The following is a 15983-nucleotide window of genomic DNA, read 5'->3' on the forward strand; positions in this document are numbered from 1 at the left end:
CGAGCCTCAGCCAATCGCCGCCCCGACAAGCAGATCGCGCAAAAGCCGGACGGCGTTCGGCTTTTGCGGCACGCTCGGCGCCAGAAAAGACAATGAACGTTCATGCGCATGCGCGTGCGGCACGGGAACGATGTTGAACCCGTTGGCAACGAGCCCCGGCCAGTGTGGCACAAGTGAACTGCCGATGCCCTTGCCAACCAGGATCGCGATCGTCTCCAGCGCGTCCATGTCGCAACGCACGTCGGCATAGAGCCCTGCCTTCTCCATGTAGGCGGCGACGATCCGGCCACCCCATGACGACGGGTCGTAGCGGATGAACGGCGATTCCCGCGCATGTGCGATGATATCAGCAGGCGCAACGGCATCGCGCGTCAAATAGACCAGCGGCTCACGCGAAATGCGCGTGGCGTCCAGCAGCTTGGGCAGCGCGAAAGGCGGCTCGACCAGAACGGCAACGTCAAGCTGGCCGGCGAGCATCTGGTCGTAGAGATGCTCGGACGTTCCGGGTGTCAACCGCAGTTTCAGGGACGGCGCGCACTCCGTCAGCTTGCCCAGCACCACAGGAACAAGCCCGGTCAGGACAGTCGAGATCGCCCCTACTCTGAGGTCACCGGACAGGCCGCTGGCGTCGAGGTCATCGACGAGCAGCGAGGCATCGCGAACCAGCGCGCGGGCACGCGGCAGCAGCGACAGGCAGGCTTCCGTCGGCCGTGCAGTGTGCGCACCTCGCACCAGAAGCGGGCAGCCGAGCGTCCGTTCCAGGGCCTGGATGCGTTGGCTGACAGCCGCCGGGGTCAGCCGTTCCCGCCGCGCGGCGGCAACGATGGAGCCGGTCTCGACCACCGCAACAAGGCTCTGCAGAAACCGGATATCCAATGGAATTCCTTATGCTGAGGAAAACAATTCCGTAGTTTTCCTTTCCTAGCGGACCCATTAGATGTCGGTCAAACACTGGGAGCCACTGGCCATGAAATCACTGTTCCATCTCGCCATCCACGTCACCGACCTCGACGCGGCGCGCGGCTTCTATGGCGGCGTGCTCGGCTGTGTCGAAGGGCGCTCGACCGACAGCTGGGTCGATTTCGACTTTTTCGGCCACCAGCTGTCGCTGCATCTCGGCAAACCGTTCGAGGTTACCCGCACCGGCAAGGTCGGCACGCACCTCGTCATGATGCCGCATTTCGGCATCGTGCTTCCGCTCGACGACTGGTTTGCGCTCGCCGATCGTTTGAAAAAAGGCGGCATCGCATTCGACATTCCGCCTGTCATCCGCTTCGAAGGTGAACCCGGCGAACAGCGCACCATGTTCTTCTTCGACCCCTCCGGCAATCCGATCGAGGTCAAGGGTTTCAAGGATTTCGACAGCGTCTTCGCCGCTTAGACGAGACAGGTCACGCTCGACAGGTTCTAGGATGAGATCGCGTGCCTGGCTTGATCAGATCGCGATCGTCGCCGAATAGAGCGCAGCTGCAACGTCCGGATCGTCGGCGTCGGTGACTGCCAGAAGGTCGAGGCGATTGCCGTCGAGCTCAGCGTGAATGCCCTCGATCTTGTACGGCCGATCGAGCCGGCGAACGAAACGCAGCCGCCCGTCGTTCCCGACGATGCCGATGGCAGCCCCGACACATGCGCCGTCGTTGAAGGCGTCGTCCGTGTCTTCGGCCACCGCGCTGAACACCATGTCGCCACCGGGCAGCGCCGTGGCGTCCGTAAAGCACAGCGGCACGCCATCGACATGGCCGAGATCGAAGCTGTCGATTGTCATCGGCCTGAGCGCATCGGAACGTCTGCCGGTCAAGACGTCGAAGGCCGCCGCAAGCGGATATCGGATGATGGCATTTTCGGTATGCTGCTTGTTGCCGCGCTGGAACAGGCGCAGTTCATCATTGACGACGACGGCGCCTTCGACATTGACCTCGGCGAAGGCGTCGGTAAGCGGAACCAGCACCGCCGACAGGTCGAGGCTTCGCGGCACGCCTGAAATGCGCCCCACCGGATCGAGCCCGAGCACGGCACCCCGGCGCCGGTTGGGCCGCGAGCCCGACCCGACAGCCAACAGCGCGCCATGGGCGAAACCAGGGAAAGCCGGCAGCAGCGTCAGTGCTTCGAGGTCGGGCTTTTGCCGCTTGCGCACCGCTTTCGCATCCGGCAGCACGCCGTCGAACAGCCGTACCAACTGGCCAGGACGATCGTCCTTCGTGGAAAAGACGCCGAGATGGAGTTCGTCGTCGGCGACGACGTACATCGCCGAACTGAGGCAAACGAGACCGCTTGCGGCGCTCAGATGCAATGGCCGCTCAGTGCTTGCCGCAGCCGTCAGGGTCAGTTCGCGCAGCTTCTTGAGGGCGATCATGCGGAAGTCATAGCCGCTTGTGCGCGAATGGCTCCTACCTGCCGGGACATTGCCGCAGCCGCCTGACCGTCACTTCTTCTCAAGATCGATAAGCCCCTCCAGCAGGTCGAGCAGCTGTTCGTAGCGCTCCTGCCCTATACGCCTTTGGACGTCATCATAGATGGCGCTGCTTTCCGGCGACACTTCCGATATCAGGACCTGCCCTTTCGGCGCGATGGACAGCATCACCCGCCGGCCATCGGCTTCGACCTTGCCGCGCGTGATGAGGCTGCGTTCTTCGAGCGCTTTGATGATCCGCGTCAGGCTCGGCGCCAGGATCGAGGCGCGTTCGGCAAGTTCCGTCGCGTCGAGGGGGCTCTGCTCGCCCAGAACGCGAATGACGCGCCATTGCTGCTCCGAAACGCCATGCTGAGCGAGAATGGGCCGGAACTGGGCCATCACCACTTCACGCGCACGCAACAGTGACATTGGCAACGAACGTCGGGTGCTTTGCAGCAAGGGCGAGCTCCTGATGGCAGGCGACGGCTTGGCCGGCATTCCACTCTACTCCGATAATACCGGCGCCCCGACGGATCAACGCCACGCGACGGCAATCAGCCGAATTCCGTCGCAGCCGCCTTGACACCGACACGCATAACTACTTAACATGTTAAATATCAAAACGCCACATGTGTGGGAAGACACGCCTTGCCTCACCTCACGCTCGAATATTCCGCCAATCTCGACGGTCGCGTCGACATGCCGTTGCTGTGCGAGGAGCTGTCACAGGCAATCCTCGACACCGGCATGTTCGAACATGGCGCCGTCAGGGTGCGGGCGCTGCGCGCCGACGCCTATGCGGTTGCCGACCGCCTGCCGGAAAACGCCTTCATCGACATGAGCTTCAGGATCGGCGCCGGTCGCACCGCCGCCGACAAGAAGCGTGCCGGCACAGCGATCTTCGCTGCAGCGAACGCGTTTCTCGCCCCCCTGTTCGCCACACCTCATTTTGCGCTTTCGCTCGAGATCCGCGAGATCGACGCCGAACTGAGCTGGAAAAACAACGCCATCCACCCGCGTCTGCGGAACAAGTGACGGAAACCTCAATGTCAGATTTCGAAAACAACCTGCGCAAGGCTGAAGCCTATCTCGAACGCTTCAAGACAGGCGGGGTCAGCAACCACATCAATGGCGAGGCGATGCCTGCGCTCGACGGCACGACCTTCGAGACCATCTCGCCGGTCGACCTCAAGCCGCTCGCCCGGGTGGCGCATGGCAAGGCGGCTGACATCGACATGGCGGCAAAGGCAGCCAAGGCAGCCTTTCCGGCATGGGCTGCCCAATCGGGCGATGCCCGCAAGAAGATGCTTCACGCCATCGCCGACGCCATCGTCAAGCGGGCCGAGGAAATCGCCTTCGTCGAATGCATGGATACCGGCCAGTCGCTGAAGTTCATGGCCAAGGCGGCCCTGCGCGGTGCTGAGAACTTCCGCTACTACGCCGACAAGGCACCCGAGGCGCGCGACGGCCGCACGCTGCAGGCGCCCGGCCAGTTGAACATCACGACCCGCGTGCCGATCGGCCCGGTCGGCGTCATCACGCCGTGGAACACGCCGTTCATGCTGTCGACGTGGAAGATCGCCCCGGCGCTCGCCGCAGGTTGCACGATCGTGCACAAGCCGGCCGAGTTCTCGCCGCTGACAGCACGGCTGCTCGTCGAGATCGCCGAAGAGGCGGGCTTGCCGAAGGGTGTCTGGAACCTGGTCAACGGCCTGGGCGAGGATGCCGGCAAGGCGCTGACCGAACACCCTGACATCAAGGCAATCGGCTTCGTCGGCGAGAGCCGCACCGGTTCGATGATCATGCGCCAGGGCGCCGACACGCTGAAGCGCGTGCATTTCGAGCTCGGCGGCAAGAACCCGGTGATCGTGTTTGCCGATGCCGACCTCGAGCGCGCAGCGGACGCCGCCGTGTTCATGATCTACTCGCTCAATGGCGAGCGCTGCACTTCGTCGTCACGCCTGCTGGTCGAAGCCTCGATCCACGACACGTTTGTAGCCATGGTGGCGGAAAAGGCCAAGCGTATCCACGTCGGCCACCCGCTCGATCCGAAGACTGTCGTCGGCCCGCTGATCCACCCGGTGCATGAGACCAAGGTGCTGTCCTACATCGAACTCGTCCGCTCGGAAGGTGCTACCGTCGCCGCCGGCGGCACCAAGGTCGAAGGGCCCGGCGGCGGCTGCTATGTCGCGCCCACATTGTTTACCGGCGCGCGCAACGACATGCGCATCGCCCAGGAAGAGATCTTCGGGCCGGTGCTGACCGCGATCCCGTTCGAGACTGAAGCCGAAGCGCTTTCGATTGCCAACGACACCCAATACGGTCTTGCCGGATATCTGTGGACATCGGATGTGACGCGCGCCCTGCGCTTCACCGAAGGGCTGGCTGCGGGAATGATCTGGGTCAATTCGGAGAACGTCCGCCATCTGCCGGCGCCGTTCGGCGGCGTCAAGAATTCCGGCATCGGCCGCGACGGCGGCGACTGGTCGTTCGACTTCTACATGGAAACAAAGAACATCGCCTTCGCCACGGCGGCCCACAACATCCAGAAGCTCGGCGGCTGAGCGGGAACATTAGACATGCCATTGCCCACACCAAACCTCTATCCCGCCTTCAACATCGTACGGCTGAGCCATGTCGAGCTGGCGGTGACGGACCTTGCCAAGTCCCGCGCCTTCTATGTCGACACGCTCGGCCTGCAGGTCACCGACGAGACCGCCGAAACCATCTATCTGCGCGCCATGGAAGAGCGCGGCCACCATTGCATCGTGCTGAAAAAGAGCGACCGGGCCGAAGCCCGCGACCTCGGCTTCAAGGTGTTTTCGGACGAAGATCTCGACAAGGCCGAGCACTTCTTCAGGGCGAAGGAGTTGCCGGTCGAATGGGTCGAGCGGCCGTACCAGTCGCGCACGTTGCGCACCCGCGACCCGCACGGCATTCCACTGGAGTTCTATTCCAGGATGGACCGGCTGGCGCCGATCCACCAGAAATACGCGCTCTACAAGGGCGTGAAGCCGCTGCGCATCGATCACTTCAACTGCTTCTCGCCCGACGTCGACCAGTCGGTCGCCTTCTACAACGAGCTCGGCTTCCGCGTCACTGAATTCACCGAGGACAACTTGACCGGTCGCCTGTGGGCGGCGTGGACCCACCGCAAGGGCGGCGTGCACGACATCGCCTTCACCAACGGGCTCGGACCGCGCCTGCACCATGTCGCCTTCTGGGTGCCGACGCCGCTCAACATCATCGACCTGCTCGACCTGATGGCGACCACCGGTTACGTCGGCAACATCGAGCGTGGACCCGGCCGCCACGGCATCTCCAACGCATTCTTCCTCTACATCCGCGATCCCGACGGTCACCGCATCGAGATCTATTGCTCGGACTACCAGACGGTTGACCCCGACCTGGAGCCGATCAAGTGGGACCTGAAGGATCCGCAGCGCCAGACGCTGTGGGGCGCCCCTGCCCCGCGCTCGTGGTTCGAGGAAGGCAGCACATTCGCCGGCACCGAGCCGCGCCCGTCGGCGCTTGCCGCCTCGCCGATCATCGCACCGTGAGATCAGACATGACCGAACGGCCGCGTTTCGCCACTTACACCCACGCCGGCAAGACGAGCTACGGCGCGGTGACCGCCAAAGGTGTTGTCGACCTGGCACCACAGTTCCCGCAATGGCCGACGCTGCGCGAGGTTATCGCGGCGAACGGTCTCGCTCGGCTCACGGAAGCCGCTGAACAGCGCGCGGCCGACATTTCGGATGCCGAGATCACCTACCAGATCCCGATCCCGGCGCCGGAGAAGCTGATCTGCGTCGGAGTCAACTTCCCCGACCGCAACGAAGAGTACAAGGACGGCCAGGCGGCGCCCGGCAATCCGTCGCTGTTCATCCGTTTCCCGCGTTCCTTTGTCGGCCATGGCGCGGCCATCGTCCGGCCACCGGAGTCACCGCAGTTCGACTATGAAGGCGAGATCGTCATCGTCATCGGCAAGGGCGGACGCCGCATTGCCGAGCGCGACGCGCTCAACCATATCGCAGCACTTTCACTCTGCAACGAAGGCACGATCCGCGACTGGGTCCGGCACGCCAAGTTCAACGTGACCCAGGGCAAGAACTTCGACGCCACCGGCGCCATCGGCCCCTGGCTGGTGCCCTATACGGACGAAGCCCAGCTTGCCGACATTCGCCTGACGACGAAGGTCAATGGCGAGCTGCGGCAGGATGACCGCACAAGCCGCATGATCTTCGGCTTCCGCAAGCTGATCAGCTACATCTCGACCTTCACCGCGCTTGTTCCGGGCGACGTCATCGTCACCGGCACACCGACCGGCGCCGGCGCGCGCTTCGATCCGCCGCGCTGGCTGGTCCCGGGCGACACCGTGGAAGTCGAAGCGGAAGGCATCGGCACATTGCGCAACACCGTCATGGACGAACAGCCATGAAGCTCAAGCCAGAGCAGCATCAGACAGCAGCGCAACGCCTCGACCAGGCCGAAAAGCAGCGCAAGCAGATCGGGCTGTTGTCGCTCGATCACCCCGAGATGGAGATGGAGGACGCCTATGCCGTGCAGGCCGCATGGGTCCAGCTCAAGCTCGCCCAGGGTCGGCGCAGGATCGGCTGGAAGATCGGCCTGACATCGAAGGCGATGCAATATGCGCTCAACATCGACATTCCCGATTCAGGCGTCCTGCTTGACGACATGATGTTCGCCGATGCCGCGACCATCCCGACTGACCGCTTCATCCAGCCGCGCATCGAGGCCGAGATCGCTTTCGTCATGAAAGCGCCGCTGCAGGGTCCGAACACGACGGTGTTCGACGTGCTCAACGCCACCGATTTCATTGCGCCGGCCATCGAGATCCTCGACACGCGTATCCTGCGCAGCGACCCGGCAACGGGCCGCACCCGCACCATCGTCGACACCATCTCCGACAACGCCGCCAATGCCGGCATCATCACCGGCGGGCGGCCAATGCGGCCGACCGAGGCCGACATGCGCTGGATCGGCGCCATCGTATCGCGCAATGGCGAAGTCGAGGAAACCGGCCTGGGTGCTGGCGTGCTCAATCATCCTGCAGCCGGCATAGCCTGGCTGGCCAACCGGCTCGCCATGTTCGGCGGTTCGATTGCGGCCGGCGACATCGTGCTCTCGGGCTCGTTCATCCGCCCCGTCGAAGCGCGCCACGGCGACACCATCATGGCCGACTTCGGCCCCTTCGGCACCGTAAGCGCCTACTTCGCCTGAGGACATCGTCATGCCCGCACCACGCAACATTTTTAAAGCCGCCCTGCTGAACGGCGACGCCCAGATCGGCCTCTGGCTCGGTCTTGCCAATGCCTACACCGCCGAGATCTGCGCCGGCGCCGGCTTCGACTGGCTGGTCATCGACGGCGAGCACGCGCCGAACGACCTGCCCGTCATGGCCGCGCAACTACAGGCCATCGCGGCCTCCGGCTCTCATGCCGTCGTGCGCCCGCCGATCGGCGAAACCTGGATCATCAAGCAACTGCTCGACATCGGCGCCCAGACCATCCTGGTACCGATGGTCGAAACCGCCGACCAGGCGAAAGAGCTGGTCAAGGCAATGCGCTACCCGCCGCATGGCGTGCGCGGCGTGGGCGCAGCGCTTGCCCGCGCTTCCGCCTTCAACCGCATCCCCGACTATCTGGCCACCGCAAACGACCAGACCTGTCTGCTGGTCCAGCTGGAGAGCCGGGCCGGACTGGCGCAGCTTGAAGCCATCGCCGCTGTCGACGGCGTCGACGGCGTCTTCATCGGCCCGGCCGACCTCGCCGCCGACATGGGCCATCTCGGCAAGCCCGGCGCACCGGAGGTGCAGGCAGCCGTGGAGGATGCGATCCACCGCATTGGCATGTCAGGCAAGGCTGCCGGTATCCTCACCTCCGACCCCAGTCTGGCCCAGCGTTACCTGAACCTCGGTGCAACCTTCGTCGCAGTTGGCAACGACGTCGGCTTGCTGGCACAAGCAACCAGCGCACTTGCGGCGAAGTTCAGGACCAGCGGCAAAGGCGAGCCGCAGGCAAGTGGCTCCGGCTACTGAGAATGCTCTATCTGAAATGAAGAAAGGGCGGTCCTTGTGCCGCCCTTTCCTTTTGCTGTCCTGCGTCTGCCGGCGCCAGCGGGCGGACTGCTTCGGCAGCACAAACTTGCAGCCACATCACGCTCAGCGCGTGATGTGGACCGTCTGCATCTGCATGTACTCCTCCAGCCCCCAGTGGCCGAACTCGACGCCGATGCCTGACTGTTTGGCGCCGCCAAAGGGTGCCGCCGGCGAGATCGAGCTGTGGTCGTTGACCCAGGCGGTTCCACATTCGAGACGCCGCGCCAGAGCTTCCGCTTTCTTGATGTCGGTCGACCAGATCGAACCACCCAGCCCGTTTTCGCTGGCATTGGCGCGCGCAATCGCATCGTCGACGTCGCTGTAGCGCACGATTGGCAGGATCGGGCCGAACTGCTCTTCGTCGACGATGCGCATGCCGTCCGTCACTTCGGTGACGACGGTCAGCGGGAAGAAATAGCCCGCCTCGTCTGACGCTTCGCCGCCTGCCAGGAAACGTCCGCCATTGGCCCGGGCGTCGTCGGCAAGTGCACGCACCAGATCGAACTGCGCCTTGTTTTGCAGGGGCCCGAATTGGCTGGCCGGATCGCTGGCCGGACCGACCTTGGCGGCACGCGCCAGGACAGCGATCTTTTCGGCGAGCGCGTCATGCAGGCTCTCATGCACGTAAAGGCGCTTGAGCGCGGCACATGTCTGGCCGCTATTGCCGAAGGACTTGGCGAAGATCACCGGCGCGATGGCGTCGATGTCAGCGTCGGGCAAGACGATTGCCGCATCGTTTCCGCCGAGTTCGAGCGTCAGGCGCTTCAGCGTGTCGGCGGCATTCGACATGATGTTGCGGCCGGTCGGCGTCGAGCCGGTGAAGACGATCTTGTCGATGCCGGGGTGGCCGGTGATGGCGCGACCAATGCCGCCTTCGCCGGTGACCGAATTGAGCACGCCGCGCGGCAGATGCACATTGGCAAGCTCGACGAGCCGAAGCGTGCTCAGCGGCGTGTAGGACGACGGCTTGATGACCACGCAATTGCCCGCCATCAGCGCCGGCATGACGTGCCAGGTGGCGATCAGCACCGGATGGTTCCACGGCGTGATCGAGCCGACAACGCCGAGCGGCTTGCGGTGTACCTCGATCCTGTTCTTCTCGTCGTCACGGATCACTTCAACCGGTGGCCTGAGCTTTGCCGTCTCGCGCATCCAGTGAATGGCGGCACCAATCTCGCCATGGGCGCTGGCGCGTGGTTTGCCCTGTTCGGTCGAGAGCAGCACCGCCAAGGCATCTTTGTCGGCTTCAACCGCGTTGGCGATCTCGTTGAGCAGGCGTGCCCTCTCTTCGATCACCGTGTCACGCCATGTCGGGAACGCTTTACGCGCGGCTGCGACCGCTGCGTCGAGATGCTCAGGACTGGCGGCAGGACAGTCGGCGAAGAACTCCGCCCGTGCGGGATCGATGACGCCAAACGTGCCTGCCGCCTCCACCCTTTCGCCATTGATGATCATCGCATGGGACTGCGTCATGGTTGTCTCCCTCGAATTTGAACCACCGCAAATCGCGGCACTGGCCGCACAAGCGGCCACGCTTCCTTCAGGCGGCATCGGCGGAAAAGCCGTCCAGCCAGCCTTCCCGTAGCTGCGGCACCGCGCGGATCAGGCTGCGCGTATAGTCGGACTGCGGCTGTTCGAACACGGTACGCGTATCGCCATGCTCGACGATACGTCCTGCCTGCATCACCGCGGTCTTGTGCGAGAAGCGCAGCGCGAGGCCAAGATTGTGGGTGATGAACAGGATGCTGAGGCCCTCGTCCTTGATCAGGCGGGTGAGCAGCTTGACGATGCTTTCCTCGACCAGCGGATCGAGCGCCGAGGTGATCTCGTCGCAGATCAGGATGTCCGGTTTTGCTGCAAGCGAACGGGCGATGCAGACGCGCTGCTTCTGCCCGCCCGAAAGCGATGCCGGATAGCGGTCGAGATAGGTCGCCGGCAGTTCGATCGCCTCCATCAGTTCGAGCAGCCGCTGCTCGGCGGCGGCGCCACGCAATCCGTAGAAAAAGCTGAGGGGACGCCCGATGACATCGCGGACGGTCTGGCGCGGATTGAGCGCGAGGTCGGGCAGCTGATGGATGTACTGGATCAGCCGCCGCTGATCGAAGCTGCGGCGCTCGACCACAGGCGCCAACACGCTGTCGCGCATGTGGATCTGCCCAGTGCGCGCTGGCTGCAGGCCAGCGATGCTGCGCGCCAAAGTGGTCTTGCCGCTGCCGGACTCGCCGACGAGCGCCAGCACCGAGCCGGCGCCAAGCCTGATCGACGCGTCCTTGACCGCCGTGACGCCGCCATAACCGACATCGACGTTGCGGACGTCGAGCAGGGTTTCGTCGCTGCCATTGGCAGTGGCATAGGTGCCATCGCCCTGGTGCGCGACAAGACGCTGGGCGTATTCCGTCTGCGGGTTGTCGACGAGCTGGCGCGTCGGCCCCTGCTCGACCATCTTGCCGTTGCGCATGACGACGACGCGGTCGGCCATCTGCGACACCACGGCCAGGTCATGCGAGATGTAGAGGGCGCCGCAATTGTGGGTGCTCGCCACCTTCTTGATCAGCCTGAGCACCTCGATCTGCGTCGTCACGTCGAGTGCTGTGGTCGGCTCATCGAAAATGATCAGGTCGGGCTGGTTGATCAGCGCCATGGCGATCATCGCCCGCTGCAACTGGCCGCCCGAGACCTGATGCGGATAGCGCCGGCCGAAACTCCTGGGGTCAGGAAGCTGGAGCTCCTCGAACAGCTCGACTGCCATGCGACGCCGCTGGGCTGAGGTCAGCTTCTGCGCCATCGCAGGGATTTCGGTGACCTGGTCCTCGAGCCGGTAGAACGGGTTGAACGCAGCCGCGGCACTTTGGGCGACGTAGGACGCCCTGGTGCGCCGGATGGTTTCGAGCTCGGTGGTTCCGAGTTCCATCAGCGACTGACCACACAGCTCGATCGAGCCTGATGTCGGCCTGCACCCAGACTTGAACAGCATGATCGAGCTCAGCGCCAGCGTGCTCTTGCCGGCCCCTGACTCACCGATGATGCCAAGAACTTCGCCGCGATCGACATGGATCGAGACGTCGTCGAGCAGCACGCCCGACTTTGTCTCGACGCGCAGATTGTCGATGCTCAGTACCCGATTTCCGCTCATTTCACGTCCGGTTTGTCTGAAAAGCGGCCAACAAGCCAATCAACGATCCCGTTCACGCTCAGGCAGAACAGCGCGATGCAGAATGCCGGGATCAGCGGCGTCAGACGGCCGGTTGAAAGGGCGAGCGCATTCTCGCGGACGAGTCCGCCGAGATCGGCCGCAGGCGGCTGGATGCCGATGCCCAGGAAGCTGAGCGAACTGATGAAGAGTGCCGCGGAGGAAAGCCCCAGTCCGAACTGCGCCAAAAGCGACGGCACCATGTTAGGCAGTATTTCCTTGAACAAATACCAGTGCAGCCGTTCGCCACGCAGGCGCCCGACCTCGACATACTCCATCGCCGCGAGGTCGCCGGCGATCGGCCGGGTCACGCGGTAATAGGTGCTCGACTGCAGCACGGCCATGGTCAGGATCAGCGTCGTCAGCGACACGCCGGCGATAGCCAGGATGATCAGCGCAAAGATGATCTGCGGGATCGACATCAGTATGTCGACGGCACGGCCGATGACGATATCGACCCAACCCTTGCTCAGGCCGGCGATAATGGCCAGCGACACGCCGATCATGCAGGCAAGGGTGGTGGCGATCAGCGTCGCAACGAAGGTGTAGCGCGTGGCGTAGAGAATGCGGGACAGCATGTCCCGGCCGAGGCCGTCGGCACCCAGCAGACCGCCCACGCCGGGCGCATCGAAAGCGGCATGGACCATCTCATTCGGCGGGAACGGCGCCAGCACCGGCGCAAGGATGGCGGCTGCCGCCATCGTTGCGAGGACGGCAAGGGAAACGGTCAGCGTCAACTTGCTCGACACGGTTCAGTTCCCCTTCCTGGGCAGGCGCTGACGCGGATTGACGAGCATGGCCAAAAAGTCGGCGGCAAAATTGAGCGAGATGAAGATGGTCGAGAACAGCACGCCGCAGGCCAGCACCATCGGGATGTCGCGATAGGCGACCGCGTCGACCATCAGCTTGCCCATGCCGGGATAGTTGAACACCGCCTCGATCACCACGACGTCGACGATCAGATACGCCATGGTGATCATGCAGATCGAAACGATCGGCGACAGTGCGTTGGGCAGCGCGTGCTTGAGGATGATCCTGTTGCGCGGAATGCCTTTGGTCTCGGCCATCAGGATATAGTCCGAACTCATCACTCCGAGCACGGCAGCGCGGGTGAGTTTCATCACATGGGCCTGGGCTACCAGCACCAGGGTCAGCACCGGCAATGTCAGCGCCGAAATCCATGTCGGCAGGCTGGCGCTGGAGCGAACCATCGACAGCGGTGGAAACAGCCCCAGCTTGACCGCGAAGATGAAGACCAAGAGGTAGCCGATCAGGAACGACGGCATCGACAGGAAGATCGCGGAGATCGAACCGGTGGCGGTGTCAATCGCCTTGCCGCGGTTGATCGCCGCGAGCAGCCCGACGCCGACGGCCAGCGGCAGGACGATCACCGCCGCCGAAAAGGCAAGGATCAGCGAGTTGATCAGCCGCGGCACCAACAGGTTGATGACCGGCTGCGAATTGGACAGCGATGTCCCGAAATCGCCGTGCAGCGCATTGCCGAGCCAGTGGAAATAGCGCACCGGCAAAGGTTGGTCGAGGCCCAGCTCGGTACGCAGGGCCAGGACCGTTTCAGGGGTGGCATTCTGGCCGAGCAACGCATTGGCTGCGTCGCCCGGCAACATCGACGTTCCCAGGAAAACCAGGAACGAAATGAAAAAGATCGACACGAGCCCGGACGCAACCCTGGCGACTACGAACGATTTCACCGGGGAATTGGCGAACAGAGTCATGCCGTCTTGTCCTGTCAGGCGAACCAGACCTGCTCGATGGCGCGGTAGCCGGCCATCTGCAGAGCCGACGGCACGAAACCGTCGAGGTCGCTGGTCGTGCCTTCAACCGTGCTGGAGAAGAAAGGAATGATGGTGCCGCCATCTTCCCGGCAGATCTTCTGTGCGGTCGCATAGAAGGCCTTGCGCTTCTCGAGGTCAGGCTCGGCGCGCGCGGCGATGACGGCGGCGTCGAAGTCCTTGTTCACCCACTTGCACTCGTTGTTTCCGGATGTGCTGAGGAAGGCGACCGAGAAGATCGCATCGGCAGTCGGCCGGTCGGAACGGGCCGAAACATGGAACGGCGTCTGGCCGACGATGGTTTCCCAATAACCGTCCGACGGCTCGCGCTTGACCTCGATCGGAATACCCGCCTTGGCGGCGTGCTCCTGGAAGATCACCGCCATGTCGACGGCACGCGACGAGATCGCTTCCGAGGTCTGCAGCACCAGCGGACCCTTGAAGCCGGTCTTGTCGAACAGTTCCTTGGCGCGCTTCGGATCGTATTCAGTCTGCGGCAGGTCGGCGGCAAAGACCGGATCGCTCGGTGCAACCGGCGTATCGTTGGCGATGCGGCCGACGCCGACCGAGACACGCTCGAGCATGTCGGGACGGTTGACGGCGAGCTTGAGCGCCATGCGCATGTCGGGATTGTCGAACGGCGCCATGTCGGTGCGCATGTTGAAGCAGATGAAGCCGCGGCCTTCGGTGTTGTAGATCTTCAGGTTCTGCATCTGGCGCATCAGCGGCGCGGTACGGGCGTCGAGCAGCGTGGTCAGATGGATCTGGCCGCTCTGGAACGCGCTGCCAAGCGCCGAGGCATCGTTGATGGCGAGGAATTCGAGGCTGTCGACGAAAGCTGCGTCCGACTTGAAGTAGTTTTCGTTGCGCTCGGCTTCGAGAACCTCGCCCGGCGAAAACCGCTTCAGCTTGTAAGGGCCGGTGCCGACACCGTCGAAGGTCGTCGTCCCGGCCGGAACGATGCCCAGCGAGAACGCCGTCAGCATCGCCGGGAACATGTAGTTGGCTTCGGGCAGGTCGATGATGACGCGGTTCGGCCCATCGGCGCGGATATCGCTCACGCCCTTGATGATGCTGCGCATGTTGGAGCGCGACGCTTCTTCGGCATGGCGCTTCAGCGAGAACACCACGTCCTCGCTGGTAAAGGCCTTGCCATTGTGGAAGGTCGCACCTTCGACCAGATCGAAGATCCAGCTCTTGCCGCCATTGGCCGGCTCCCAGCTCTTGGCGAGGCCGGGCCGCAGTTCCATGTCGAGGCCATGGACCTCGATCAGCGAATTGTAGGTGATGCCGGACATGACCGCGGTATAGGGCGAACCGAACGTGCGCGGATCCAGCGAATCCGCCGTCGAGGCGCCACCGCTGGCCACGACAAGGTGCCCGCCGCGCTTGGGCTCGGCCGCCCATGCGCCACCGCCGGGCAAAGCCGCCATCAGGCCGGAAGCCGCTGAGATCTTGAGCAGGCTTCGGCGCGAAATCGTAAACATCTTCCTCACTCCCTTTTTCGCAAATTGACCCGCAACGCCGCTTCTCTTGCGGCGTTCAGCAGGCATTCCCCTCTGCATTTCGGCTTGGAACCAAAGCGGCAGGACGCAGACCCTGCCGTTCCTCCGTGGTCAGTCGCCGGCTTCTCCTTTCGCCAGGTCGCCCAACTGACGCGACTTGACGAACTGCAGACGTCCGTAAACGAGGTTTCTGGCCGCATCGGGCTCACGCGCCTCGATGCAGGCGATCAGCGCGCGCTGGAACGCCACCGCGCGACGGGCCACGTCAGGCGAAGATCCCCTGACATAGAGCGGCATCAGGACATGGCTCAGCGCCCTGAATTGCGCTGCCAGCACCCGATTGTGTGAGGCGGCGACGACGCAGCCGTGAAAGTTGATCGCCGCCCAGGTGAACTCCTCGGCGTCGTCGACCAGACGCTCGGCCTCGGCCAGCGCATCATGCAGCGCCTTGATGTCGGCACCGGTCGCATTGCTGGCGGCAAGCCCCGCCGCCATCACTTCGATGGCAATCTGCGTGTCGAGCAGTTCCTCGGTGCTTATCCCGATCAGCTTCAGCTGAATGGCGATGGTCTCGGCCAGCCGCTCCGAATTGCCCTCGGCAACGAAGATGCCGCCCTTGATGCCGACCTTGACCTCGATCACGCCCGACGCCTGCAGCGAACGCAAGGCATCGCGCATGGTCATGCGGCTGACGCCGAACTGCAGCGCAAGCGAAGCTTCCGAACCCAGCCGATCACCGGGCGCCAGCCTGCCGGCAAACAGCACGGTCCGGATCTGGTCGATCACACTCGCCGACAGCGTCGTCTGCTTGCCCGAAGACCACAGCCGCTCGGCCGGGCCAACCATCTGGGTAAGACCGCTACCTTCGGCGTCAGGTGCCTTTTGCATGTCGATCCCTTTGATAAGATATTTAGGACAAAAAAGATCATTCCAAGCCAAATATCAAGCGAAAAATGACGATTGCGCGACCAAATTTTTTAAACTA

16 protein-coding genes are annotated in these 15983 nt (G+C 63.5%); 7 read left to right on the top strand and 9 right to left on the bottom strand.

Annotated features, from left to right (window positions below; translation table 11 throughout):
• Nucleotides 1-6 precede the first annotated feature (6 nt).
• Nucleotides 7-876, bottom strand: a complete 870-nt coding sequence (locus tag HNQ95_RS13440) for a LysR family transcriptional regulator (protein WP_182574319.1) — start codon at nt 874-876, stop codon at nt 7-9.
• A 91-nt stretch (nt 877-967) separates the two neighbouring features.
• Between HNQ95_RS13440 and HNQ95_RS13445 the strand changes: the two genes are divergently transcribed.
• Nucleotides 968-1381, top strand: coding sequence for a VOC family protein (locus HNQ95_RS13445; protein WP_067968446.1), 414 nt, complete (start codon nt 968-970; stop codon nt 1379-1381).
• Between the two features lie 54 nt (nt 1382-1435).
• Here HNQ95_RS13445 and HNQ95_RS13450 read toward each other — a convergent pair whose 3' ends face one another.
• Entirely contained in the window at nt 1436-2353 is a 918-nt protein-coding gene (locus tag HNQ95_RS13450) for a DUF6929 family protein (protein ID WP_154384281.1), read from the bottom strand.
• A 69-nt stretch (nt 2354-2422) separates the two neighbouring features.
• Nucleotides 2423-2890 (bottom strand): homoprotocatechuate degradation operon regulator HpaR, encoded by a 468-nt coding sequence (gene hpaR / locus HNQ95_RS13455; protein WP_067967620.1) that lies wholly within the window; start codon nt 2888-2890, stop codon nt 2423-2425.
• 150 nt (nt 2891-3040) lie between these two features.
• Between hpaR and HNQ95_RS13460 the strand changes: the two genes are divergently transcribed.
• Genes HNQ95_RS13460 through hpaI form a run of 6 tightly spaced genes read left to right on the top strand, consistent with a single transcriptional unit; the run spans nt 3041 to nt 8453 of the window.
• Nucleotides 3041-3427: a 5-carboxymethyl-2-hydroxymuconate Delta-isomerase gene (locus tag HNQ95_RS13460; protein WP_067967617.1), complete on the top strand. Its 387-nt coding sequence runs from the start codon at nt 3041-3043 to the stop codon at nt 3425-3427.
• Nucleotides 3428-3438: 11 nt separating this feature from the next.
• On the top strand, nt 3439-4956 hold the full coding sequence (gene hpaE, locus HNQ95_RS13465; protein ID WP_182574318.1) for a 5-carboxymethyl-2-hydroxymuconate semialdehyde dehydrogenase: 1518 nt from the start codon (nt 3439-3441) through the stop codon (nt 4954-4956).
• A gap of 15 nt (nt 4957-4971) precedes the next feature.
• Complete coding sequence (hpaD, locus tag HNQ95_RS13470; RefSeq protein WP_182574317.1) at nt 4972-5952, top strand: 3,4-dihydroxyphenylacetate 2,3-dioxygenase; 981 nt, start codon at nt 4972-4974, stop codon at nt 5950-5952.
• Nucleotides 5953-5960: 8 nt separating this feature from the next.
• Entirely contained in the window at nt 5961-6833 is an 873-nt protein-coding gene (locus HNQ95_RS13475; RefSeq protein WP_182574316.1) for a fumarylacetoacetate hydrolase family protein, read from the top strand.
• Nucleotides 6830-7636 carry a 2-oxo-hept-4-ene-1,7-dioate hydratase gene (gene hpaH / locus HNQ95_RS13480; protein WP_067967609.1) on the top strand — a complete coding sequence of 269 codons (807 nt, stop codon included), beginning with the start codon at nt 6830-6832 and terminating at the stop codon, nt 7634-7636. The genes HNQ95_RS13475 and hpaH overlap by 4 nt, the downstream gene beginning before the upstream one ends.
• 10 nt (nt 7637-7646) lie before the next feature.
• Complete coding sequence (hpaI, locus tag HNQ95_RS13485) at nt 7647-8453, top strand: 4-hydroxy-2-oxoheptanedioate aldolase (protein ID WP_067967605.1); 807 nt, start codon at nt 7647-7649, stop codon at nt 8451-8453.
• Nucleotides 8454-8576: 123 nt separating this feature from the next.
• On the opposite strand, the gene HNQ95_RS13490 is transcribed toward hpaI, so the two are convergent.
• The 6 genes from HNQ95_RS13490 to HNQ95_RS13515 form a co-directional block, all read right to left on the bottom strand.
• Nucleotides 8577-9986: an aldehyde dehydrogenase family protein gene (locus HNQ95_RS13490; RefSeq protein ID WP_067967601.1), complete on the bottom strand. Its 1410-nt coding sequence runs from the start codon at nt 9984-9986 to the stop codon at nt 8577-8579.
• 67 nt (nt 9987-10053) lie between these two features.
• On the bottom strand, nt 10054-11646 hold the full coding sequence (locus tag HNQ95_RS13495; RefSeq protein ID WP_182574315.1) for an ABC transporter ATP-binding protein: 1593 nt from the start codon (nt 11644-11646) through the stop codon (nt 10054-10056).
• A complete protein-coding gene (locus tag HNQ95_RS13500; protein WP_245432197.1) occupies nt 11643-12452 on the bottom strand; it encodes an ABC transporter permease in 810 nt (269 codons plus the stop codon). Before HNQ95_RS13500 ends, HNQ95_RS13495 begins: the two co-directional genes overlap by 4 nt.
• 3 nt (nt 12453-12455) lie before the next feature.
• Nucleotides 12456-13412, bottom strand: a complete 957-nt coding sequence (locus HNQ95_RS13505; RefSeq protein ID WP_182574368.1) for an ABC transporter permease — start codon at nt 13410-13412, stop codon at nt 12456-12458.
• A gap of 38 nt (nt 13413-13450) precedes the next feature.
• The gene (locus HNQ95_RS13510) at nt 13451-14980 is read right to left on the bottom strand and encodes an ABC transporter substrate-binding protein (RefSeq protein ID WP_067967591.1); all 1530 of its coding nucleotides are present in this window, start codon (nt 14978-14980) and stop codon (nt 13451-13453) included.
• Between the two features lie 129 nt (nt 14981-15109).
• Complete coding sequence (locus HNQ95_RS13515) at nt 15110-15886, bottom strand: FadR/GntR family transcriptional regulator (protein WP_067967588.1); 777 nt, start codon at nt 15884-15886, stop codon at nt 15110-15112.
• Nucleotides 15887-15983 lie beyond the last annotated feature (97 nt).

Origin of the sequence: Aminobacter ciceronei (assembly GCF_014138625.1) — a bacterium.
GTDB lineage: Bacteria > Pseudomonadota > Alphaproteobacteria > Rhizobiales > Rhizobiaceae > Aminobacter > Aminobacter ciceronei.